Consider the following 19,793-nt stretch of genomic DNA (forward strand, 5'->3'; position numbering starts at 1 on the left):
AAGAGAAGCGCAATAGGGAAGCGCAAAGGTTCGGGGGGAGGCCGGTTCGGCCCTCAATCGACGATGCCGAGCCTCGGAAACGCGTCCGGGGCGGCGGCCAGGATGGCGCGAGCGCGGGCTGAATCGTCGTCCATCTGCCGGATCAGGGCCTCCAGACTATCGAATTTCAGCTCCTCGCGGATGAAGCCGACGAAGGCGCAGTCCAGCTCCTGCCCGTAGAGATCGCCCTTGAAGTCGAACAGGAAGATTTCCAGCAGCGGGGCACCGTTGTCGAAGGTCGGGCGGCGGCCGAAGCTGGCCACCCCGTTCAGCCGCACCTGGTCCTTTCCTTGGCCGCGGCCGACCCGCACCGCATAGATGCCGTGCTTCAGCCCGCAATTGGCGTCCAGGCGGATATTGGCGGTGGGATAACCGAGGTCGCGGCCGCGCTTCTCGCCATGGATCACCTCGCCGGTGACGAACCAGGGCGCGCCCAGCATGGTGGTGGCCTCGTCGAGCTGGCCTTCGGCGAGGGCGACCCGGATGGCGCTGGAGGACACCGGCCGCTCGTCGATGTCGACATGCGCCTGCACGTCGACCTCGATGCCGAGCCGGGGCGCCTCGTTGACCAGAAGACTGGGCGAGCCGACCCGTCCCTTGCCGAAATGGAAGTCGTAGCCGACCGCGATTCCGCTGACGCCGAGCCGTCCGATCAGGTCATGGTGAATGAAATCTTGCGCACTGGTTCCGGCGCGGGCCTTGTCGAAGGTCATGACCACGGCGCCGGCGAGCCCGGTGCCGGCCAGAAGCCGCAGCTTGGCCCGTTCGTCCGTCAGGCGGAATTGCGGGGTGTTGGGGCTGAAAAAACGCCGTGGATGGGGCTCGAAAGTCAGCGCCAGCGCAGGGCGGCCATGCGCCCGGCCCATTTCCAGGGCCGCAGCGATCACGGCGCGGTGGCCGAGATGAACCCCGTCGAAATTGCCCATGGCCACCACGGCGCCCCTTGGAATGGCGGTGGCCGGCGTGGTGTCGCGAATAACGTTAAAATGCGGGGCCATCAGGGGAATTCTCGAACCGGCGGGACCGGCCGGGACCGTGGCGCGACCCGCCCGGCGAAGTCAAGCGGGGGGCCAACCTGTGCCGAACCCAATTTCAGTTCTTCGGGGCCGCCCCCAATTAACGCGCTGTTTAACGCCTTGGTGCTAGTCCTTGAACGTGGAACTGCCGGGCTCCGGCCTGGCAGGTCCGATCCTAGTATTCCTGTTATGCGTTGGGGGAGTCGAGATGGCGGTTGATTTGTCGATGCCGGTTCTGGTGGTGGATGACTACAGCACCATGATCCGTATCATCAGGAATCTGCTGAAGCAGCTTGGCTTCGAGAATATCGACGATGCCAGCGACGGTTCGGCAGCGCTGAACAAGATGCGCGGCAAGAAGTACGGGCTCGTGATCTCCGATTGGAACATGGAGCCGATGACGGGCTACGACCTGCTGCGCGAAGTGCGCGCGGATCCGAACCTCGCCACCACGCCCTTCATCATGATCACGGCGGAATCCAAGACCGAGAACGTGATCGCGGCCAAGAAGGCCGGCGTGAACAATTACATCGTCAAGCCGTTCAATGCGGCGACGCTGAAGACCAAGATCGAGGCGGTCTTCCCGGACATGGCGAGCGCGTAAGCCGCTTTCGAAGCTATCCGCCGAATTTGGAAGGCCCGGGCACGTCCCGGGCTTTCTGCGTTTGGCCCGTCCGGGCGCGCTTCACGCGCGGAATGACAGAAGTCGGGCCGTCACCACTTCAATTCGCGCATCAGCGCCTTCGGCGGGTGGCCGAACAATTCCATCACCGACGTCGGATCGAGCTGGTCGAGCCCCTCGAACTCCTCGGCATGGATGCCGCGGGTCACGAACAGGCAGTCGATGCCGAATTCGCGCGCGCCGGTCAGGTCGGTGCGGACGGAATCGCCGATCGCCAGCACCTTTTTCCGGTCGATCTGGTGGCCCTGGCGCTCACCGGCGAGCGCCATGGCGCGCTCGTAGATCGGCCGGTGCGGCTTGCCGTAGAAGATGACCTCGCCGCCGAGCTCGCGATAGAGCTCCGCGATGGCGCCGGCGCAGTAGATCAGCCGGTCGCCGCGCTCCACCACGATGTCGGGGTTGGCGCAGACCAGCGTCAGCTTGCGCTCGCGCGCCTTCAGCATCATGCCGCGATAGTCTTCCGCCGTCTCGGTCTCGTCGTCATAGAGGCCGGTGCAGACGATGTAGTCGGCTTCCTCGAGCGGGGCGGTCTTCGCATCGAGGCCGCGATAGATCGAATTGTCGCGCTCGGGGCCGAGCCAGAACATCTTGCGGCCGGGATGTTCGGCGACATAGAGCCGCGTCAAATCGCCCGATGAGACGATTGCGTCATAGGTCTCGTCGGCGACGCCGAGCTTGCGCAATTGCCGCTGCACGCTGTCGGCCGGGCGCGGCGCGTTGGTGATCAGGATCACCGTACCGCCGCGGCTGCGATAGGTGTGCAGCGCCTCGCAGGCTTCGGGGAAGGATTCGAGGCCGTTGTGAACGACGCCCCAGATGTCGCTGAGCACGACATCCACACCGCCCACGAGCTCGCGCAGGCTTTCGGCAAAATGCAGCGTGGTCATGGTGCGGAGCGCCGATCAGATGCGGCGCGCGAGCGCGGCGTTGCCGGTGATGCGTTGGGCCGGAGGGGCGGCTGACGTCGCGCCGGATGTCGTGCCAGATGTGGTGCCTTGGCTGGGGGAAGCGGAGCCATTGGATCCCTGAATGTCCTGCGCCTGGTTCGGCGAGGCCCCGCCGGTAGCAGATGCCCCCTCCGGCCGCAATGGCCGGGGCGGCGCGAACAGGAACCCCTGGCCGAACCGCACGTCGTAATCGAGCAGATCGACCACGGCGCGCTCGCCTTCGATCCGCTCGGCGATCAGGTCGATGCCGAAGCGGCCGAGCAGGTCGGAGAGATCGGAGGGGTGGATGTCCGAGGCCGAGGCCTGTTTGGGGTCGAGCAGCAGGGCGGCGGGAACCTTGATGAAGCGCACGCCGCGGTCGGCCAGCTCGCGCGGCTCGATCCTGAGGTCGGTGACATGGTCGATCGAGAAGCGGAAACCGCGCTGGGCGAGCGCGGCGAGATTCTCGGTCTCGGCCGGCCCGAGATTGCGGAACGTCGCCTGCTTGAATTCCAGCACCAGCGAGGGTGCCAGCGCGCGGTTGGCTTCGAGGAAGTCGAGGCATTGCGCGAAGGTGGTGGAATTGCCGAGCGTGGACGCCGCGACGTTGCAGAACACGCCGACGTCCTTGTTGCGCACCATCAGGCGGCGCAGCACCTGCACACAGCGCAGCATCACCATGTTGTCGATGCGCCCGATCAGGCCGGACGCCTCCGCGATGCTGATGAACTCCTCGGCGGCGATCAGCTGGTCGCGCTCGTCGCGCAGGCGCGTCACAGCCTCGTAGAACCGCACCTTGCGCTGCGGCAACGTCACCATCGGCTGCAGGAAGATGTCGATGCGGTTCTCGTCGATGGCATTGCGCAGCGTCGCCAGCAATTGAGTCTGGTTGCGTCCGGCGGCCGTCTGAACCGGCATGGCGATCTGGCCCTGGACCGGCGGCACGGGCCGCGGCTGCGCCACCGGCGGCGGGGGCGCCGCGGGAAGTGGAGGAGGGGCGACGGGCTGTTCCTCGAACGTCGCAGCCAGATCGATCGGCGCTTCCGGCTCGGACTTGAGCTCAGACCTGGCGACCTGGGCAGGAGCCGGCGCGGCGCCGGCCAGCAGATCCTCATGGGTCGATACGGTGGTCGCGAGCTGGCGGACCAGTCCGCCGAGCTCGTTGATCTCGCCGACCACGGACTGGATGCGGTCGGAGTTGGTCGAGTTGGACGAGGCGATGCGTCCCTCGATCGCAGCCAGCCGGCGGCCGAACTCGGCCACCTGGCGGGCGAGGTCGGCGGTACCGCGCGACAGGTCGGCAATCTGGCCGCCGACGTCGCTGCGGTCGCGCAGCCGCATGGAGACCGCATTGTAGAGGATCAGGAAGGTCAGCACGGTCAGCGCCACGATCGCGGATTCGGTTCCGCTGATGCCGGCGACGGCGTAGAGGACAAGCCCGAGCGAGGCCGCGACCAGAACCATGCAGAAGGCGATGAAGATCGTCGAAATGCGAATCATGCCGCGCGTTACGCCTCAAGAGCTGACAGCCTCACCCGGGAAAACACGGGCCTCTGTGCGATCCCGTCTCGCCTCGTGCTTCCCCAGGCAGCACGACCTTAACATCATTGTTGATTCGAGGGGATAGCGCCTCGCGCCTGCAGGTCGGCGCGGCGTCAAGACGGCGCGGCGGCGCCGACGGTGTCGGCCGAGACGGCCTCGCGGGTGCCGAGCGGCCTGGGTGGCCCTTCGGTCGTGTCCTTCAGCGTCTGCCGTTCGATCTCCGAATTCAGCTCGGCGCCGAACATGATGACGATCGCCGACATCCACATCCACGTCATCAGGCCGATCGCTGCGCCAAGCGAGCCGTAGGTCGCATTGTAGTTGGCGAAAGCTGAGAGATACCACGACAGCAGCGACGAACCGGCGATCCAGAGGACGGCGGCGGCTAGCGCGCCGAGGCTCAGCCATTGCCAGCGCGGCGCGTCGCGGCTGGGGGCGAAGCGGTAGAGCACGGCGAGCGCCATGAGCAGGATGAAGAACAGCAGCGGCCATCGCGCCAGCGCCGCGATCAGCTTGCTTTCGGGCGCCATGCCGAGATGATCGAGTGCGAGCGGAAAGGCGACGACGGCCGCCACCATCAGCAGCAGCGCCACGATGCCGCCGACCGTGAAGGCCAATGACACCATGTTGAGCTTGATGAAGCTGCGCTTCTCGCGCTCCTCATAGGCGACGTTGAGCGCGTCGAAGATCGCCTTGACGCCGGCATTGGCACTCCAGACCGCAAGGACGAGGCCGAACAGGAAGGTGACACCGAGGGTGGTATTGCCGTTCGAGACCACGCGCGCGACCTGGTCCTCGACGATCTGGAACGAGCCTTGCGGCAGCATGGTCGCCAGCGTCTGCAGATTGGCGCTGATCGTCGCGGGATCGGCGAACAGGCCATAGGACGAAACCAGCGCCGTGACCGCCGGAAAGATCGCGAGCAGTCCGAAGAACACGACGCCGCCAGCTGTCGCGAGCAGGCGATCGTCATCGATACGCTGATAGGTGCGCCAGAAGATATCCTTCCAGCCCGCCCAGGGGATCGCGAACGGGCTCTTGGCGCGGCGGCCATGGCCGGGCTGTCCTGACGCACGCGGCGGGCTCGTTTCCGGTGAGTTCGCCTCGGCGTTGCGGTGGTCTTGCGGTGGGCCCGATCGGGTCAAGCCGGTGTCCTGGAAGTAGCGCTCCGCCGTCAGCACGAAGACGGCGGTCGCTGCCACCAGCAGCCAGGAATCGATCTGTTCGGAGCGCCGCACCAGCATCAAGCATCCAATCGATGGCCGTGACGCCTGCGTCGCGCCGCCGTGAATCCCGCCAGTCCGATCGCCGCGAGCATCAGGCCCAGCTGCACGGGTCGGTTGGTGCGCGCTGGCGAAGCTCTTGCGCCATGGCGGCGCTCGCCCGGGGCGAGCGGCGCAAGGGGAATTGCGGTCGCGACTTCCTTCACCGCCTCCTTGACCGTCCCGCGCGGAATCCGCGGGGTCGCGATGGCAACGCGCAAACGGCTGGTGAGTGGCACGATCGGCCGGGCTTTGCGCTTCATCTGCGCCATCGCCACGCCGGCGCAGATCGCCGCCAGCACCAGCAGCACCGCACCGACGGCACCAAAGCCCCAGAACTGCCCGTAGCTGATGGCGACCCAGCGATACAGCGCCATCAAGCCGACGAAGAAGGCTGCGACAACGAACAGGCCCGCGACCGCAAACAGCCCGCCGGCCACCGCGTAAGACGTCACTTTGCCCGTGGCCTGGCTGGTCTGGTCACGCAGATAGGATTGAGCGGCACGTTTGACGTGATTGAGCTTCAGCGCCATGCCGGCGCGCAGCAATTCGCCCGATGGCGCGAGCATGCGGACATCCTCCGAGAGCGAGAAAATTCGTTCGCGGGATGAACGTGGCGGAAATTGACTTGTTCCGCCGGAGCGGCAGGTCCGCGACGGATCAGGTCAGATCGGCGGCCGAGATCCAGAACACCTCGCCCTCGGAATCCTCGGTGTCGAGCCAGAGCAGCGGCAGTTCCGGGAAGGCCTCGTCGACGAGGTCCCGGCCGCGGCCGATCTCGCAGATCAGCCCGCCATCTGCTGTCAAATGATCGGGCGCCTCGCGCAGGATGCGGCGCACCACGTCCAGACCGTCGGCGCCGCCGTCGAAGGCGAGCTTGGGCTCGGCCCGGCATTCCGGTGGCAGCCCGGCCATGCCTTCGGCGTCGACATAGGGCGGGTTGGTGATGATCAAATCGTAGCGCGCATCGCCCAGCGGGGCGAACAGATCGCCGCGATGCAGCGTGATCCGCTCATCGAGCCCGTAGTCGTCGACATTGCGCCTGGCCACCTCGATCGCGCCCTTGGAGATGTCGACGGCATCGATCGCCGCATTCGGGAAATGATGCGCGGCGAGGATCGCAAGACATCCCGATCCCGTGCAGAGATCGAGCACGCGCTCGACCGCATTGGGATCGTCGATCAGTGCGCCCGCGCCTTCCTCGCCACCGAAATGCGACTCCAGGAGCTCGCCGATGAAGGAGCGCGGAACGATGACGCGCTCGTCGACATAGAAGGGCAGGCCGCGCATGTAGACCTTGTTGACGAGGTAGGCGGCCGGCTTGCGCGTGGAGACGCGTTGATGGACGAGATCGAGGATGGTCTTGCCTTCCGCGATCGTGACGCGCGAATGGGCAAAGCCCTCGAACTGGTCGGGATTGAGGTGCAGGGCCTCGCAGACCAGAAACGCCGCTTCCGCGACCGGGTCGGTCGTGCCATGAGCGAAGGCGAGCCTGGCTTCAACGAAGCGGCTCACCGCATAGCGCACGAAATCGAGCAGCGTGAGAAGCTCGCCGGGCCCGACCTTGGCAAGCCTGGGTGCGGCGCGGCCGCGCGCGGTCTTTTTGGATGCTCGTGCCATCAGGATTTGGTCCAGCGTGCGGCGGCCTCGTCGTCACGGGCGTGGGCTTCGACCCAGCCGGTGCCGGTGGCGCTTTCTTCCTTCTTCCAGAACGGGGCGCTGGCCTTGAGGTAATCCATCAGGAACTCGGCCGCTTGGAATGCGGCCTGGCGGTGCTGCGACGCCGTCAGCACCAGCACGATGTTATCACCCGGCATGAAGCGGCCGACGCGATGGATCACGGTGACGCCGTTGAGCGGCCAGCGCGAGATGGCTTCGTCGGCATGACGCCTGATCTCTGCCTCGGCCATCCCGGGATAATGCTCGAGCGTGAGCGCGGCGACCCTGGCGCTGTCGTCGTCCGCGCGGCAGATGCCGGAAAAGCTGACGACGGCACCGATGTCGGTGCGGCTCCTGGTCAGGACCGCGATCTCCCGGGCGATATCGAAATCGTCTTCCTGGATGCGGATGGCGACGGGGCAGCTGGTGACAGGGGAGGTCATGGCCTAGCCGCCGGTCATCGGCGGGAAGAACGCGATCTCGCGGGCGCCGGCGATCGCGGCATCCGATTTGACATGGGCGTGGTCGATCGCGGTGCGGATCACCTTCGGCTTCTCGAACGCGTAGGCATAGGCCTCGCTCCGGCTGGACAGCCAGGCGATCAGCTCCTCGACGGTGCGCACGGTCGCAGGCGGCTCGATGGTCTCCTCCGCCTTGCCGACGCGCTCGCGCACCCAGGCAAAATACTTCACCTTCATCCCTCGTCCTCCTTGATGAGGTGATGGATGCCGGCACGGAAGTAATCATAGCCGGTGTAGATCGTCACGATCGCCGAAGCCCAGAGCAGCGCGAGGCCGATCATCGAGACCACGGGCACCACTTCGTCGCCGGCAGGGCCCGCGAGCAGGAACCCGATCGCAACGAGCTGGACCGTGGTCTTCCATTTCGCCAGCTTGGTCACGGGCACGCTGACGCGGAGCGCGGCGAGGTATTCGCGCAGGCCCGAGACCAGGATCTCGCGGCACAGGATCACGATGGCGGCCCACAGCGACCAGCCGTGGATGATGCCGTCGGCGGCCAGCATCAAAAGGCAGGAGGCGACCAGCAGCTTGTCGGCGATCGGATCGAGCATCCGGCCGAAGGCCGATTGCTGATTCCAGATACGCGCGTAATAGCCATCGAGGTAATCGGTGACCGCGGCGGCGATGAAGATGGCGACGGCGACCCAGCGCAGCCAGAGCGGCTGATCCAAAATCGACTGCGCATAGATACACCCGATCACGACCGGGATCGCGGCGATCCGGCCATAGGTCAGGATGTTCGGGAGGGACATCGCGCGGCTGGTGGTCCCTCGTGTCGTGGCGATGTTCATTCGTCCTACCAATACCGCTGTGGCCCGAAGGTCAACCGTTCCGCTCCCCCAGATGGGGTGCGGGATACGACGACCATATGACCGCAGCCCCCTTTAGTTCATCCCGGCTGGGGATGGAAATACTCGAAAATCCGGCGGGCGCTTTCGGCGCTCACCCCCGGAACCTTGCCGAGATCGGCGATCGAGGCGCGTTCGATCTCCTTCAGGGTCCCGAAATGATGCAGCAAGGCACGTTTGCGTGACGGGCCGATGCCCGGAATCTCCTGCAGACCGGCCTCGCGGATGTCCTTCTTGCGCAGCTTGCGGTGCGAGCCGATGACGAAGCGGTGGGCCTCGTCGCGCAGGCGCTGGATGAAATAGAGCACGGGGTCGCGCGGCTCCAGCTTGATGGCCTCGCGTTCCGGCATGAACAGGGTCTCGCGGCCGGCATCCCGGTCCGGCCCCTTGGCGACCGACATCAGCGACACCTGGGTCAGGCCGAGACTGGCGAAGATCTCCCTGACAGCGTTGAGCTGGCCGCGGCCGCCGTCGATGATGACGAGATCGGGCCATTGCGGGAAGTCGTCGTCCTTGGTCTTGGTGCCGGCGTCCTCGGGCGGATTGATCAAGCGCTTGAAGCGGCGCTCCAGCACCTCGCGCATCATGGCGAAGTCGTCGCCCGGCGTGATCCCTTCCGACTTGATGTTGAACTTGCGATACTGGTTCTTCACGAAGCCGTCGGGGCCGGCGACGATCATGGCGCCGACCGCATTGGTGCCCTGGATGTGGCTGTTGTCGTAGACCTCGATGCGCTTGGGCGCATGCGGCAGGCTCAGCGTCGTGGCCATGGCCTCCAGCAGCCGGCTTTGCGTGGCGGTATCGGCGAGCTTGCGGCCGAGCGCCTCGCGCGCATTGGTCAAGGCGTGAGCGACCAGCTCCTTCTTCTCGCCGCGCTTGGGCGCGGTGACCTCGACCTTGTGGCCGGCCTTGATCGCCAGCGCATTGGCGAGCAGCTCGCTTTCCTCGATCTCGTGCGAGAGCAGGATGACCTTCGGCGGCGGCTTGTCGTCGTAGAACTGGGCGAGGAACGAGCCGAGCACCTCTTCCGGGGTGAACGACTTCTCCGCGCGCGGGAAATAGGCGCGGTTGCCCCAGTTCTGGCCGGTGCGGAAGAAGAACACCTCGACGCAGAAGAAGCCGCCCTCCTGGTGGACGGCGAACACGTCGGCTTCCTCCACGGTGCGCGGATTGATGCCCTGCTGCGACTGGATCGCCGACAGCGCTGCGAGGCGGTCGCGGTAGAGCGCGGCGCGCTCGAACTCGAGCTCACCCGCCGCCTTCTCCATCTCGCCGGCGAGCTCCTGCTTCACCGCGTGGCTCTTGCCGGACAGGAAGTCGCTGGCCTCGCGCACCAGCGTCGTGTAGCCGCCGAAGTCGATCTCGCGGGTGCAGGGGCCGGCGCAACGGCGGATCTGGTAGAGCAGGCAGGGCCGGGTGCGGCTCTCGAAGAAGGAATCGGTGCAGGAGCGGATCAGGAACGCGCGCTGCAGGGCCGTGATGGTGCGGTTGACCGCGCCGGCGGAGGCGAACGGGCCGAAATAGCGCCCGGGCCGGCTCTGCGCGCCGCGATGCTTGAGGATCTGCGGCGCCCAATGGTCGCCGGTGATCAGGATGTAGGGAAACGATTTGTCGTCGCGCAGCTGCACGTTGAAGCGTGGCCGCAGCTGCTTGATGAGGTTGGCTTCCAGCAGCAGCGCTTCCGTCTCGGTGTTGGTCGAGACGATCTCCACCGTCACGGTGGCGGCGATCATGCGCAGGATGCGGGCGGGCAGCGGCGCGCTTTGCCGGGCGTAGCTGGACAGGCGCTTTTTGACGTTCTTGGCCTTGCCGACATAGAGCACGTCGGCATTGGCGCTGAGCATGCGATAGACGCCGGGCGAGGTCGGGGCGAGCCGGACCGCGCGCTCGATCGCCTCATGGCCGGTCGCCAGCGGCTCCTCGCCGACCGCGCCGCTCTCCTCCAGGATGTCGGGCAGCCGCGCATCGTCCTCGTCCTCGCCAGCGGGGGCGGCGGGATCGACGTCCGGCGCTGCCAACGCCTCGGGGGGCACGTCGCTCGCGATCGTCCGCGGCGATTTCCGCGCGCGGTCGTCCGGATCGTCGGTGGAATCGTGAACCATGGGACAAATTTAGGCGCTGGGGGGGCCGATTTGAAGTTCCGGCGATGCGGCGCACACAGGATGGCGGCGCAGTTCCCGGTAACGCTTGCTTAAGCCTGTTAACAGCGCGGTAACCCCGCTTAACAGCCCTTTAACTTAAAACTCTCGATAAATCTTACGCGAAAAAGTGGTGGTTCCGTAACCATGCGGTTTTGCCTCGCGCGGCGGCGCAGGCATCGCGGGGACGGCAGTTGCGTTGGAGTTGAGTGATGAAGAGGCTCGTTGTGGGCGCGGCCGCGTTGGTCGCAGCCGGCTGGACAGCTTCGGCAGAGGCCGCCGATCTCGGTTACGGGCAGCGTGCCCCCTACACCGTCAACCAGCCGCTCAATGCATATAGCTGGGCCGGCCCCTATCTCGGCGGCAACATCGGCTACGAATGGGGCTCGGTCGACAACAATCCCTCAAAACCCTCGGGCTTCGTCGGCGGCGTGCAGGCCGGATACAATTTCCAGAACGGCCCGTTTGTGTTCGGCGTCGAAGGCGACATCCAGGCCGCCGGGGCCGACGATACCTTCGCGCCGTGGAAGTTCTCCAATCCGTGGTTCGGCACCCTGCGCGGCCGCGCCGGCTATGCCTTCAACAACGTGCTGTTCTACGGCACCGCGGGCCTCGCCTTCGGTGAGCTGCGCGCGCAGACCTTCGGCTGGTCGGAATCGCACACGACCGCGGGCTGGACCATCGGCGCGGGTGCGGAAGTGGGCCTCGCTCCGAACTGGAGCGCCAAGCTGGAATATCTCTACATCGATCTGTCGACGAGTCAGTTCGCAATTACGGGCGTGTCAAACGGCTACAGCGCCAGCGTCGTGCGCGCAGGCGTGAACTATCGCTTCTGATAGCTGAAGAAGAAAATACCGGACAACAACCTCCCGGCCGCGTGCGGCCGGGATTTTTTTGCGCCGAATATTGCGCCAGGCGTGGTGCGTCGGGCCCGCTAGGAGAGGATCACCAGGTTGACCGCCTTCGGTCCCTTCCCCTTCTTGTCCGGTTCGACTTCGAAAGTAATGCGCTGTCCTTCGGCAAGGTCCTTCAGTCCGGCCCGCTCCACAGCTGTAATATGCACGAAGACGTCGCGGCCGCCGTCGTCAGGCTTGATGAAACCGTAGCCGCGTTCGCCGTTGAAAAACTTAACCGTTCCCGTCATGGCCATCGGGAAACTCCCCCTCATTGCTCCTCCGTCGCGGCGCAGACGCACGTCGCGACATGACCGGGCATCACGGAGCCCGGGAGAGCTGGCCATCCTTGGGCGGACCGCTGGCGGTCCGGCCGGATCTTTCTTAGGCCTTCACTCCGCCGCAACCATTCGCGGAAGCGGAACGTAAAGCCAGTCACGGAAACAGCATAATACGGTTCTCTGCAGATTGACTACCGCTCCTGCATATTTTTCCCAAGAATGCCGGAGTGTTACGGCTTCTTGGCTTTAAGGCTTGGGCACTTCCAATCGGAATCTGGCAGCACCGCCCTGGCCGAGCGGCATTTCCAGCTCGGGCAGGATCGTCTTGAGTTCGCCCTGCAGCGTGTAGGGCGGATTGACGATCAGAAGCCCGGTGGAGGCCAGCGCCCCGCCTTCGAGCTGGGGGGCGACGCTGAACTCGAGACGCAGACATTTTCCCGGTGGTTTTGCTGCAGCTGCGAGCCGCGCCACGGTCTGGGCCAGCATGTCGGTGGCGCGCCGGCTCTTGGCCGGATACCAGATGAGATAGATGCCGGTCGGCCATTTCTGGAACGCCGTGGCGAAGGCTTCGCCCAGCCGTTCGAACTCGTCCTTTGCCTCGAACGGCGGATCGATCAGCACGAGGCCGCGCCGCTCCTTTGGCGGCACGAAGGCCGGCAGTGCCACCCAGCCGTCGAGATCGACCACGCGGGCCTGCTCGTCGCGGCGCAGCACGGCGATCAGCGCCTTCCGCGCCTTCGGCTCGAGCTCGCAGGCGACGAGCCGATCCTGCGGCCTGAGCAGGCCGCGCGCGATCAGCGGCGAGCCCGGATAGGCCTTGAGCTCTCCCTTCGGATTGAAGGCGCGGACGATGTCGAGATAGGGCTTGGCCAGAGCGGCGCTCTCGTTCGACAGGCGGGCCTGCATCAGCCGCGCGATGCCGGTCAGCCATTCGCCGCTCCGGCGCGCCTCGTCGCTGTCGAGATCGTAGAGGCCGGCCCCGGCATGGGTGTCGATGACGCGGAACGCCCCCGGCTTGTCCTGCAGATAGGTGATGATGCGCGCCAGCACGATGTGCTTGATGACATCGGCGAAGTTGCCGGCGTGGAAGGCGTGGCGGTAGTTCATGGGGATAGGACTACGCCACGTGATGGCTTGAGCAAAGAGGCACGATCGCGTGTCCCGGACGCGGTGCAGCGTGTAACGCTGCGCCGCTGCGCCGGGACCCAGGGGCCGCAGATTCCCGTGCAACATGGGCCCCGGCTCCGCAGCGCATCGTCAAAGAGACGCTGCGCTGCGTCCGGGGCACGAGCATTTGCTCTAGCCGCCCCGAATCGGCGGCATCGTCACCTGGTCGCGGCGGCAGGCGCGGCGGTCAGTTTCCTCGCAGGCGCGGAATTGCAGGTCCTTGCTGAGGCAGATGCGAACCTCGGAGAGCCTGGTCCGGTTGCAGGTGACCGAGACGGCGGCACTGCTCAGCCCCGGATTGGCCTTGATGAAGGCTTCCTCGACCTCCGTGGGCGCCACGGTCTTGGCCTGCGACAGATCGAGATATTCGGCCGGGATCTTGATCGCAGCGCGCGCTTTGCGGATCGTCTCGAAATAGCCGCGGCCTTCGAGGCCTGAGCACGTGCCGTGCTTGTCCCATTCGTTGAAGATCAGGCCGGGCACCGGCATCAGATCGAGCATCGAGGAGACGATGTTGCGGTTCAGCCGCGGCGCGGGCCGCTGGCAATATTCCGGGAAGCCGTTCTCATATTGCGGCCACAGCCCGTGGACGACGAAGGCGTAGGGCCGTCCGCTGCACTGGATCTGGGAGCGGCCGCCACGCTCGGCCGCCTCCTCGCAGAACGAGGGCGACCACGACAGCGACAGCACATAGAAGTCGAATTCGCCCGGCGCGTTCTGCCGCTTGTCCTGGGCCTTTGCGTCCCCGGCGAACGCGGCGAGGCCCGCGGCAAGGATCAGGGACAGGGCCAGCGAGATCACGAGGCGGGAGAACGAATGCAATCTGGAATGAAACATGGCGACGCCCCTCAACTAGACTGTGCAGGAAAGCCTAGCAGGCAGTGAGAACATTTCAAGAACAAAATTCAGGCGACCGTCGCCGGCCCGCCTGACAAACCCGAATCAGGGCGCTCTGAATTAGGGTTTGGCGGCGCGGCAGGCCGGGTTGTAGGCCCAGTTGCGGTCGAGGCCGACCACGCACCATTCGACGCCGTTGCCGTAGCCGGCGAAGCCGCCATCCTCGATGAGCGAGAAATGCACCTTGCGCACCTTGCCGTCATTGAGCAGGGCATCAGCGCTGCAATAGCGGCGCGGAATGTTGTCGGACTGCCAGGGCCGGAACGCGGTCTCGCGCACCGCGGAGAAACCGGTGATCTTCAACGAGGAATTCCAGAACGTGCTTTCCTTTTCCCAGAACTGGGTGGCGATCGTCGGCAGCGCCCTGTCACAATCGGCGACAGCCCCGTCGTAGCGCGGCCCGCTCAGCCAGAAGTTCATTTCCAGCGGGTTGGCGGCCCTGACCTCACTGAGCGACATCGCTCCGAACAAGAGGCCGAGCACGGCGGCATAGCGGAGCGATTTCGGGGAGGGGGCGCGCATGTTCAATCCGGACGGCTAAAGTCTTGCGAAGGTCGGACGGTGCCGCGAAGGCCGGGGGAGGTCAAGTGCAGCGCGGCAACACTTCGCCAGGAGTTGACCACAACGTCGCGATCGGCAGGGCTTCGGTTCTTTTCACTTCGAGTCTGGCACCGTAAACTGGCGGCCAGCCAATTGGAGTGACGGGAATGCGAATCATTGCGGCCGCGGGCCTTCTTGCCAGCCTGGTTGTCTCGGGTGTGATGGCGAGCCAGTCGGCGCGCGCCGACTACGTCCCGCCGTTCAAGGGCAATGACACCGGTGGCATCATCGCCTATTCGATGGCCACCCAGGTCGATGCCCGGCAGGTCGCGGTCGATCACTGCGCGCGCTACGGCAAGGTGGTCAAATTCCTCGCCGTGCAGGCCTATGAGGGCGGCTACATCTCGTTCTCCTGCCGCTGGGTGCCCTATGGCGCCGCCGTGCAGCCGATCCGCACGCTCTACTGAGGCGTTGTCGTAACGCCGCAATCTCAGCCGGGAGCTTCTCGCATGACGCGCAAACTCGCTTTGCTCGGCTCGACGCTTTGCCTCGTGGTGTCGGCGGGCAGCGCCAGCGCCGACGATCTGCCGGTGCGCAAGGCCGGTCTCTGGGAAATGAAGATGGTCCGCACCGGCGGGCCGGTGCCCGAGATGACCATGCAACACTGCACCGATGAGACCGTCGACAAGGAGATGAACAACAACGTCTCCCCGATGGCCAAGCAGATCTGCTCCAAGCAGGACATCAGGAAGACCGCGACCGGCTATGTCAGCGATTCCGAGTGCAGCGTCGCCGGCATCAGCACGACCTCGCATGCCGAGATCACGGGCGATTTCAATTCGGCCTACACGGTGAAGACCACCTCGCACGCGCAGGGCGGCGCCGCAGGTGCCGCGGGCCGCGACACCTCGATGACACTCGAAGCGAAATGGCTCGGCGCCTGCAAGCCGGAGCAGAAGCCCGGCGACATCGTGATGCCCGGCGGCTTCAAGATGAACGTGCGCGACATGGACAAGCTGAAGGCGTTGCTGCCGAAGTAGGTTTCTTCCCTCTCCCCTTGCGGGAGAGGGTGGCTCGCCGCACGGGTGTGGGTCTCTCTCCACGAATTCAAATGAGGGCTGAACGCGCGGAGAGATACCCCTCATCCGGCGCTTTGCGCCACCTTCTCCCGCAAGGGGAGAAGCAAGAAGCCAGCTACACCGGTATCCGCACGCTCGCCCGCAATCCTCCCATCGGGCTGTCGCCGAGGGTGATGTCGCCGCCATGGGAGCGGGCGATGTCGCGGGCGATGGCAAGGCCAAGGCCGGTGCCGCCTTCATCCTGGTTGCGGGCGTTGTCCAGCCGCAGGAACGGTTTGAACACTTCCTCGCGCAAATGCATGGGAATGCCGGGGCCGTCGTCGTCGACCGTCACGGTCAAATAACGGTGATCGCGCTGGCCGGTGATGGCGATGTTCTTGCCGTAACGCGCCGCGTTGGTGACGAGGTTGGCGAGGCAGCGCTTGAACGAGGCCGGCTTCACCGTCACCACGGGCAGGCCGTGGAAGGCGACGGTCGCGGTATGGCCATGGCGCTCGGCATCGCCGCGCAGCTCCTCGAGCGCCTGGGCCATGTCGGTCGGCTGCGACTGCTCACCGGAATCGCCGCGCGCGAAGGCGAGGTAATCCTCCAGCATCATCGACATCTCGTCGACGTCCTTGCGCATGCCTTCGAGCTCGGGGCTGTCACCGATCAGCGCCAGCTCGAGCTTGAAGCGGGTCAGGATGGTGCGCAGGTCGTGGCTGACGCCGGCGAGCATCGCAGTGCGCTGCTCCATCGTGCGCTCGATGCGCGACTTCATCTCGAGGAAGGCAATCGAGGCGCGCCGCACCTCGCGCGCGCCGCGCGGGCGGAAGTTCGGCGCTTCGCGGCCTTTGCCGAAGCTTTCCGCGGCGTCCGCAAGCCGCAGGATCGGCTTGATCTGGTTGCGCAGGAACAGCACCGCGACGATCAGGAGGATCGACGACGTGCCGACCATCCAGAACAGGAAGATCTCGGAGTTCGAGGCATAGGCGGCGCTGCGCTGCGCGAACACGCGCATCACGGCATCGTCGAGCTGGATGCGGATCTCGACGAGGTTGGAGCGGCCGACCGTGTCGATCCAGAACGAGCGCCCGATCTGGCGGCCGAGCTGCACCGACAGCGTCTGGTCGAGCAGCGAGAAGAACGGCTTCGGTCCAGGCGGCGGCATGTCGCCGGCGGGCAGGAAGTCGACGACGAGGCCGAGGCGCTGCTGCGCGATGCGGCGGATCTGCTCGCGATCCTTATCCTGCGGATAGCCCTTGTAGACGTCGATCAGCGCGGCGATGTCCTGCACCACCGCGGCCGACAGGCGGCGCGTTACCGTGTTCCAGTGCCGCTCCATGAACACGAAGGCGACGACCGATTGCAGGATCACCATCGGCACGATCATGATGAGGAGCGCGCGGGCGTAGAGGCCGGTCGGCATCCAGCCCTTGAACGCGTTGCCCATCCAGCCATTGACGGCGGAGACGCGGCCGGCGGCGCTCTTCAGAAGCGTCAGGCCGGTATCGATCGTGCTCATCTGGCGCGCTTCACTTGCGTTATGGCGAGGCCACCAGCCGGTAGCCGATGCCGCGCACCGCCTGGAGGAACAGCGGATTGGCGGGGTCGGTCTCGATCTTGCGCCGGAGGCGGTTGATCTGCACGTCCACGGCGCGCTCGTTGACGCTGCCGTTGCCGGTCAGCGCGCTGCGCGGCACGGTCTCGCCCGGCGTCTCCGAGAGAATGCGCAGCATCTCCCGCTCGCGGTCGGTGAGGTGGATGACCTCCTCGCCCTGGCGCAGCTCGCCGCGATCGAGATGGTAGATGTAGGGACCGAAGACGATCTTCTCGACCGTCGCGGCCTGCGGCGGCGGCGCGGCGCGCTTGAGGATGTTGTTGATGCGCAGCGCCAGCTCGCGCGGCTCGAACGGCTTTGCCACGTAATCGTCGGCGCCGATCTGCAGGCCTTCGATGCGCGCCTCCGCCTCGTGCCGCGCCGTCAGCATCACGATCGGCACCGAGGAGGAGGTGCGGATGAAACGCGCGAGATCGAAGCCGGTCTCGCCGGGCATCATCACGTCGAGGATCAGCAGGTCGAAATGCAGACCCAGCAATTTCGAGCGCGCATCGCCGGCGCTCGCGGCAGTGGTGACGCGGTAGCCTTCGGCCGCGAGGAAGCGCGAGAGCAGATCGCGGATGCGGCGGTCGTCGTCGACCAGCAGCAGATGCGGCGCGTCATCGGCGGGGCGGGCCGGCGGGCGGGCGAGCGTGGCAGCGAGCGGCACGGTCACTCCTTGGTGTCTTGATTGACGGAAGCGAAGATCGTCTCGAGCACCTTGTCGGGATCGTCGCGGTCGATCATCGCGCGCAGGAAGCGCTTCACGGTCTCGGCATCCTGCGGGCTCATCTCGGCGAGAGCCTTGGTGATGCGCGTGGTCTGCAGGCCCGCGAGCTTCTGCACCAGCGCCTCGCCCTTCGGCGTTGCGTAGAGCAGGCGCTGGCGGCGGTCATTGTCGCCGGTCTTCTGCACGATATAGCCCTCGTCCAGGAGCTGCTTGAGCACGCGGCCGAGCGACTGCTTGGTGATGCGCAGGACGTCGAGCAGGTCGGCGACCTTGAGGCCGGGATAGCGGTAGACGAAATGCATGACCCGGTGATGGGCCCGGCCGAAGCCGAAAGCCTCCAGCTCCTGGTCGGGATCGCCGACGAAATCGCGGTAGGCGAAGAACAGCAGCTCGATGATATCCCAGCGCAAATTGCCTCCATCGCCTGCGGCCGAACCGGGCCCAGCAGTTTCCTGAGAGGACGTTGCGAAATTTATGTCAGGCATATTGACGTATCTTGGGTTCAATGTTACAAAACGATCGACCCGCACGAAATTTTAGATCGTATCGCGTCGGGTGGCATCGAAGCAGGGCGGCCGGAGAAAGCCGGACAGGCGACGACGGCCGGATCAGATCTACCGTGCGATTGTCGAGCGGCATTTCGGCAAAACATACTGGACTTCCGCCTTCCGCAAAAGCATGTCCTGCCCGACATGCTGGCCACGGAAACCGGCCGTAACAAGGCTGGCGGCGGTCCGGCCAGAAACCCAATCAAGCCAGCCGGGCCCGACAAGGGCAGGCCGGCGCCAGAACAGCGCCGCCATCGGCAGCGGGAGGCAAGGACATGAGCATGAAATTCGACATCCAGCCCGCATCCAACCCCACCCCCGAGAAGGACCGCGTGGCCAAGCTGGTGGACCCCGGCTTCGGGCGGGTTTTCACCGACCACATGGCGATCGTCCGCTACAACCAGGCCAAGGGCGGCTGGTACGAGGCGAAGATCGAGGCACGCGCCAACTTCCAGATCGATCCGGCGGGCGCGGTCCTGCACTACGCGCAGGAGATTTTCGAGGGCCTCAAGGCCTACAAGCGCGACGACGGCGGCGTGAACCTGTTCCGCCCCGACGCCAATGCGCGGCGCTTCAGGGACTCCGCCGACCGCATGGCGATGGCGCAGCTGCCCGAGGACGTCTTCATCGAGGCGGTCGAGCAGGTCGTGCGCATCGATCGCGCCTGGATGCCGGGCGGCGAGGGCAGCCTTTACCTGCGGCCCTTCATGATCGCCAGCGAGACCTTCCTCGGCGTCAAGCCGTCGTCTGAGTACATCTTCGCGGTGATCGCTTCGCCGGTCGGATCCTACTTCAAGGGCGGCCCCGCCCCGGTCTCGATCTGGGTGTCCGAGAATTACACGCGCGCGGCGATCGGCGGCACCGGCGCCGTCAAGTGCGGCGGCAATTATGCCGCGAGCCTGCGCGCCCAGGCCGAAGCGATCCAGCACGGCTGCGACCAGGTCGTGTTCCTCGATGCGGTCGAGCGCAAGTACATCGAAGAGCTCGGCGGCATGAACGTGTTCTTCGTGTTCGACGACGGCTCGCTGCTGACGCCGCCGCTCGGCACCATCCTTCCCGGGATCACCCGCGACTCCATCATCGCGCTGGCGAAGGATGCCGGCAAGACCGTGCGCGAGGAGCCGTACTCGCTCGACCAGTGGCGCAAGGACGCGGCGAGCGGCAAGCTCAAGGAAGCCTTCGCCTGCGGCACTGCCGCCGTGATCTCGCCGATCGGCAAGGTGCGCTCGGTGAGCGGCGATTTCGAGATCTCGGGCGGCGCCGCAGGCCCCGTCGCCATGGGCCTGCGCAAGCAGCTCGTCGACATCCAGTACGGCCGCACCAACGATCCGCACAACTGGATCCGCAAGGTGTTTTGATTTTCCCCTCTCCCCGCTTGCGGGGAGAGGGTCGGGGTGAGCGACTATCTGGATTGTCAAGTTGCATTGGCGTAGGCGGCACGCGCAT

At 65.7% G+C, this 19,793-nt stretch carries 22 protein-coding genes; 5 read left to right on the forward strand and 17 right to left on the reverse strand.

Translation table 11 applies throughout. The features are described from left to right. Positions 1-53: 53 nt before the first annotated feature. Positions 54-1,037 carry a bifunctional riboflavin kinase/FAD synthetase gene (locus Q0743_RS00600; protein WP_298239662.1) on the reverse strand — a complete coding sequence of 328 codons (984 nt, stop codon included), beginning with the start codon at positions 1,035-1,037 and terminating at the stop codon, positions 54-56. A 226-nt stretch (positions 1,038-1,263) separates the two neighbouring features. Between Q0743_RS00600 and Q0743_RS00605 the strand changes: the two genes are divergently transcribed. Beyond that, the gene (locus tag Q0743_RS00605) at positions 1,264-1,659 is read left to right on the forward strand and encodes a response regulator (RefSeq protein WP_008567674.1); all 396 of its coding nucleotides are present in this window, start codon (positions 1,264-1,266) and stop codon (positions 1,657-1,659) included. 110 nt (positions 1,660-1,769) lie between these two features. Here Q0743_RS00605 and Q0743_RS00610 read toward each other — a convergent pair whose 3' ends face one another. The 9 genes from Q0743_RS00610 to uvrC all read right to left on the reverse strand — a co-directional run bounded on the left by Q0743_RS00610 (position 1,770) and on the right by uvrC (position 10,597). Continuing rightward, positions 1,770-2,624 carry a TIGR01459 family HAD-type hydrolase gene (locus Q0743_RS00610; RefSeq protein WP_298239663.1) on the reverse strand — a complete coding sequence of 285 codons (855 nt, stop codon included), beginning with the start codon at positions 2,622-2,624 and terminating at the stop codon, positions 1,770-1,772. Between the two features lie 15 nt (positions 2,625-2,639). Beyond that, positions 2,640-4,163, reverse strand: a complete 1,524-nt coding sequence (locus Q0743_RS00615; RefSeq protein ID WP_298239664.1) for an EAL domain-containing protein — start codon at positions 4,161-4,163, stop codon at positions 2,640-2,642. 155 nt (positions 4,164-4,318) lie between these two features. Further along, positions 4,319-5,449 (reverse strand): YihY/virulence factor BrkB family protein, encoded by a 1,131-nt coding sequence (locus Q0743_RS00620; RefSeq protein WP_298239665.1) that lies wholly within the window; start codon positions 5,447-5,449, stop codon positions 4,319-4,321. Next, positions 5,449-6,036 carry a phage holin family protein gene (locus Q0743_RS00625; protein WP_298239666.1) on the reverse strand — a complete coding sequence of 196 codons (588 nt, stop codon included), beginning with the start codon at positions 6,034-6,036 and terminating at the stop codon, positions 5,449-5,451. Before Q0743_RS00625 ends, Q0743_RS00620 begins: the two co-directional genes overlap by 1 nt. Before the next feature lie 91 nt (positions 6,037-6,127). Further along, entirely contained in the window at positions 6,128-7,087 is a 960-nt protein-coding gene (prmB, locus tag Q0743_RS00630) for a 50S ribosomal protein L3 N(5)-glutamine methyltransferase (RefSeq protein ID WP_298239667.1), read from the reverse strand. Then, a complete protein-coding gene (locus tag Q0743_RS00635) occupies positions 7,087-7,569 on the reverse strand; it encodes a molybdenum cofactor biosynthesis protein MoaE (RefSeq protein WP_298239668.1) in 483 nt (160 codons plus the stop codon). Before Q0743_RS00635 ends, prmB begins: the two co-directional genes overlap by 1 nt. 3 nt (positions 7,570-7,572) lie before the next feature. Beyond that, positions 7,573-7,824 carry a molybdopterin converting factor subunit 1 gene (gene moaD, locus Q0743_RS00640; RefSeq protein WP_298239669.1) on the reverse strand — a complete coding sequence of 84 codons (252 nt, stop codon included), beginning with the start codon at positions 7,822-7,824 and terminating at the stop codon, positions 7,573-7,575. Then, positions 7,821-8,438: a CDP-diacylglycerol--glycerol-3-phosphate 3-phosphatidyltransferase gene (pgsA, locus tag Q0743_RS00645; protein WP_298239670.1), complete on the reverse strand. Its 618-nt coding sequence runs from the start codon at positions 8,436-8,438 to the stop codon at positions 7,821-7,823. Before pgsA ends, moaD begins: the two co-directional genes overlap by 4 nt. A 98-nt stretch (positions 8,439-8,536) precedes the next feature. Next, positions 8,537-10,597 (reverse strand): excinuclease ABC subunit UvrC, encoded by a 2,061-nt coding sequence (gene uvrC / locus Q0743_RS00650; RefSeq protein WP_298239671.1) that lies wholly within the window; start codon positions 10,595-10,597, stop codon positions 8,537-8,539. A 248-nt stretch (positions 10,598-10,845) separates the two neighbouring features. Between uvrC and Q0743_RS00655 the strand changes: the two genes are divergently transcribed. Then, positions 10,846-11,469 carry an outer membrane protein gene (locus tag Q0743_RS00655; protein ID WP_298239672.1) on the forward strand — a complete coding sequence of 208 codons (624 nt, stop codon included), beginning with the start codon at positions 10,846-10,848 and terminating at the stop codon, positions 11,467-11,469. 98 nt (positions 11,470-11,567) lie between these two features. Here Q0743_RS00655 and Q0743_RS00660 read toward each other — a convergent pair whose 3' ends face one another. The 4 genes from Q0743_RS00660 to Q0743_RS00675 form a co-directional block, all read right to left on the reverse strand. Next, positions 11,568-11,783 carry a cold-shock protein gene (locus tag Q0743_RS00660; protein ID WP_008544396.1) on the reverse strand — a complete coding sequence of 72 codons (216 nt, stop codon included), beginning with the start codon at positions 11,781-11,783 and terminating at the stop codon, positions 11,568-11,570. A gap of 270 nt (positions 11,784-12,053) precedes the next feature. Then, positions 12,054-12,914, reverse strand: coding sequence for a 23S rRNA (adenine(2030)-N(6))-methyltransferase RlmJ (locus Q0743_RS00665; RefSeq protein WP_298239673.1), 861 nt, complete (start codon positions 12,912-12,914; stop codon positions 12,054-12,056). A gap of 192 nt (positions 12,915-13,106) precedes the next feature. Further along, complete coding sequence (locus Q0743_RS00670) at positions 13,107-13,811, reverse strand: ribonuclease T2 (RefSeq protein WP_298239674.1); 705 nt, start codon at positions 13,809-13,811, stop codon at positions 13,107-13,109. Between the two features lie 120 nt (positions 13,812-13,931). Continuing rightward, positions 13,932-14,393: a hypothetical protein gene (locus tag Q0743_RS00675; protein ID WP_298239675.1), complete on the reverse strand. Its 462-nt coding sequence runs from the start codon at positions 14,391-14,393 to the stop codon at positions 13,932-13,934. 185 nt (positions 14,394-14,578) lie between these two features. On the opposite strand from Q0743_RS00675, the gene Q0743_RS00680 reads away from it, so the two are divergent. Together Q0743_RS00680 and Q0743_RS00685 are read left to right on the forward strand one after the other, a co-directional pair. Beyond that, entirely contained in the window at positions 14,579-14,878 is a 300-nt protein-coding gene (locus Q0743_RS00680; RefSeq protein WP_298239676.1) for a hypothetical protein, read from the forward strand. Between the two features lie 42 nt (positions 14,879-14,920). Continuing rightward, positions 14,921-15,451, forward strand: a complete 531-nt coding sequence (locus Q0743_RS00685) for a DUF3617 family protein (RefSeq protein WP_298239677.1) — start codon at positions 14,921-14,923, stop codon at positions 15,449-15,451. Between the two features lie 154 nt (positions 15,452-15,605). Here the strand turns inward: Q0743_RS00685 and Q0743_RS00690 are convergent, their stop codons facing one another. The 3 genes from Q0743_RS00690 to Q0743_RS00700 are packed head-to-tail and all read right to left on the reverse strand — an operon-like array spanning position 15,606 to position 18,209. Continuing rightward, positions 15,606-16,994 carry an ATP-binding protein gene (locus tag Q0743_RS00690; RefSeq protein ID WP_298239678.1) on the reverse strand — a complete coding sequence of 463 codons (1,389 nt, stop codon included), beginning with the start codon at positions 16,992-16,994 and terminating at the stop codon, positions 15,606-15,608. A 19-nt stretch (positions 16,995-17,013) separates the two neighbouring features. Next, positions 17,014-17,745 carry a response regulator transcription factor gene (locus Q0743_RS00695; protein ID WP_298239679.1) on the reverse strand — a complete coding sequence of 244 codons (732 nt, stop codon included), beginning with the start codon at positions 17,743-17,745 and terminating at the stop codon, positions 17,014-17,016. Beyond that, positions 17,742-18,209: a MarR family winged helix-turn-helix transcriptional regulator gene (locus Q0743_RS00700; RefSeq protein WP_367184832.1), complete on the reverse strand. Its 468-nt coding sequence runs from the start codon at positions 18,207-18,209 to the stop codon at positions 17,742-17,744. The genes Q0743_RS00695 and Q0743_RS00700 overlap by 4 nt, the downstream gene beginning before the upstream one ends. Positions 18,210-18,622: 413 nt before the next feature. Here Q0743_RS00700 and Q0743_RS00705 point away from each other — a divergent pair, with 413 nt between their 5' ends. After that, complete coding sequence (locus tag Q0743_RS00705; protein WP_298239681.1) at positions 18,623-19,705, forward strand: branched-chain amino acid aminotransferase; 1,083 nt, start codon at positions 18,623-18,625, stop codon at positions 19,703-19,705. Positions 19,706-19,793 lie beyond the last annotated feature (88 nt).

It is taken from the genome of uncultured Bradyrhizobium sp. (assembly GCF_936943645.1).
In the GTDB taxonomy this organism is placed as follows: Bacteria; Pseudomonadota; Alphaproteobacteria; order Rhizobiales; family Xanthobacteraceae; genus Bradyrhizobium.

Coding starts and splice junctions, on each gene's coding strand:
- Q0743_RS00625 (WP_298239666.1), bottom strand. CDS start 6,036: ATGCTCGCGCCATCGGGCGAATTGCTGCGCGCCGGCATGGCGCTGAAG.
- uvrC (WP_298239671.1), bottom strand. CDS start 10,597: ATGGTTCACGATTCCACCGACGATCCGGACGACCGCGCGCGGAAATCG.
- Q0743_RS00605 (WP_008567674.1), top strand. CDS start 1,264: ATGGCGGTTGATTTGTCGATGCCGGTTCTGGTGGTGGATGACTACAGC.
- Q0743_RS00620 (WP_298239665.1), bottom strand. CDS start 5,449: ATGCTGGTGCGGCGCTCCGAACAGATCGATTCCTGGCTGCTGGTGGCA.
- Q0743_RS00635 (WP_298239668.1), bottom strand. CDS start 7,569: ATGACCTCCCCTGTCACCAGCTGCCCCGTCGCCATCCGCATCCAGGAA.
- prmB (WP_298239667.1), bottom strand. CDS start 7,087: ATGGCACGAGCATCCAAAAAGACCGCGCGCGGCCGCGCCGCACCCAGG.
- Q0743_RS00615 (WP_298239664.1), bottom strand. CDS start 4,163: ATGATTCGCATTTCGACGATCTTCATCGCCTTCTGCATGGTTCTGGTC.
- Q0743_RS00675 (WP_298239675.1), bottom strand. CDS start 14,393: ATGCGCGCCCCCTCCCCGAAATCGCTCCGCTATGCCGCCGTGCTCGGC.
- Q0743_RS00665 (WP_298239673.1), bottom strand. CDS start 12,914: ATGAACTACCGCCACGCCTTCCACGCCGGCAACTTCGCCGATGTCATC.
- Q0743_RS00690 (WP_298239678.1), bottom strand. CDS start 16,994: ATGAGCACGATCGATACCGGCCTGACGCTTCTGAAGAGCGCCGCCGGC.
- pgsA (WP_298239670.1), bottom strand. CDS start 8,438: ATGAACATCGCCACGACACGAGGGACCACCAGCCGCGCGATGTCCCTC.
- Q0743_RS00685 (WP_298239677.1), top strand. CDS start 14,921: ATGACGCGCAAACTCGCTTTGCTCGGCTCGACGCTTTGCCTCGTGGTG.
- moaD (WP_298239669.1), bottom strand. CDS start 7,824: ATGAAGGTGAAGTATTTTGCCTGGGTGCGCGAGCGCGTCGGCAAGGCG.
- Q0743_RS00705 (WP_298239681.1), top strand. CDS start 18,623: ATGAGCATGAAATTCGACATCCAGCCCGCATCCAACCCCACCCCCGAG.
- Q0743_RS00670 (WP_298239674.1), bottom strand. CDS start 13,811: ATGTTTCATTCCAGATTGCATTCGTTCTCCCGCCTCGTGATCTCGCTG.
- Q0743_RS00655 (WP_298239672.1), top strand. CDS start 10,846: ATGAAGAGGCTCGTTGTGGGCGCGGCCGCGTTGGTCGCAGCCGGCTGG.
- Q0743_RS00610 (WP_298239663.1), bottom strand. CDS start 2,624: ATGACCACGCTGCATTTTGCCGAAAGCCTGCGCGAGCTCGTGGGCGGT.
- Q0743_RS00660 (WP_008544396.1), bottom strand. CDS start 11,783: ATGGCCATGACGGGAACGGTTAAGTTTTTCAACGGCGAACGCGGCTAC.
- Q0743_RS00680 (WP_298239676.1), top strand. CDS start 14,579: ATGCGAATCATTGCGGCCGCGGGCCTTCTTGCCAGCCTGGTTGTCTCG.
- Q0743_RS00600 (WP_298239662.1), bottom strand. CDS start 1,037: ATGGCCCCGCATTTTAACGTTATTCGCGACACCACGCCGGCCACCGCC.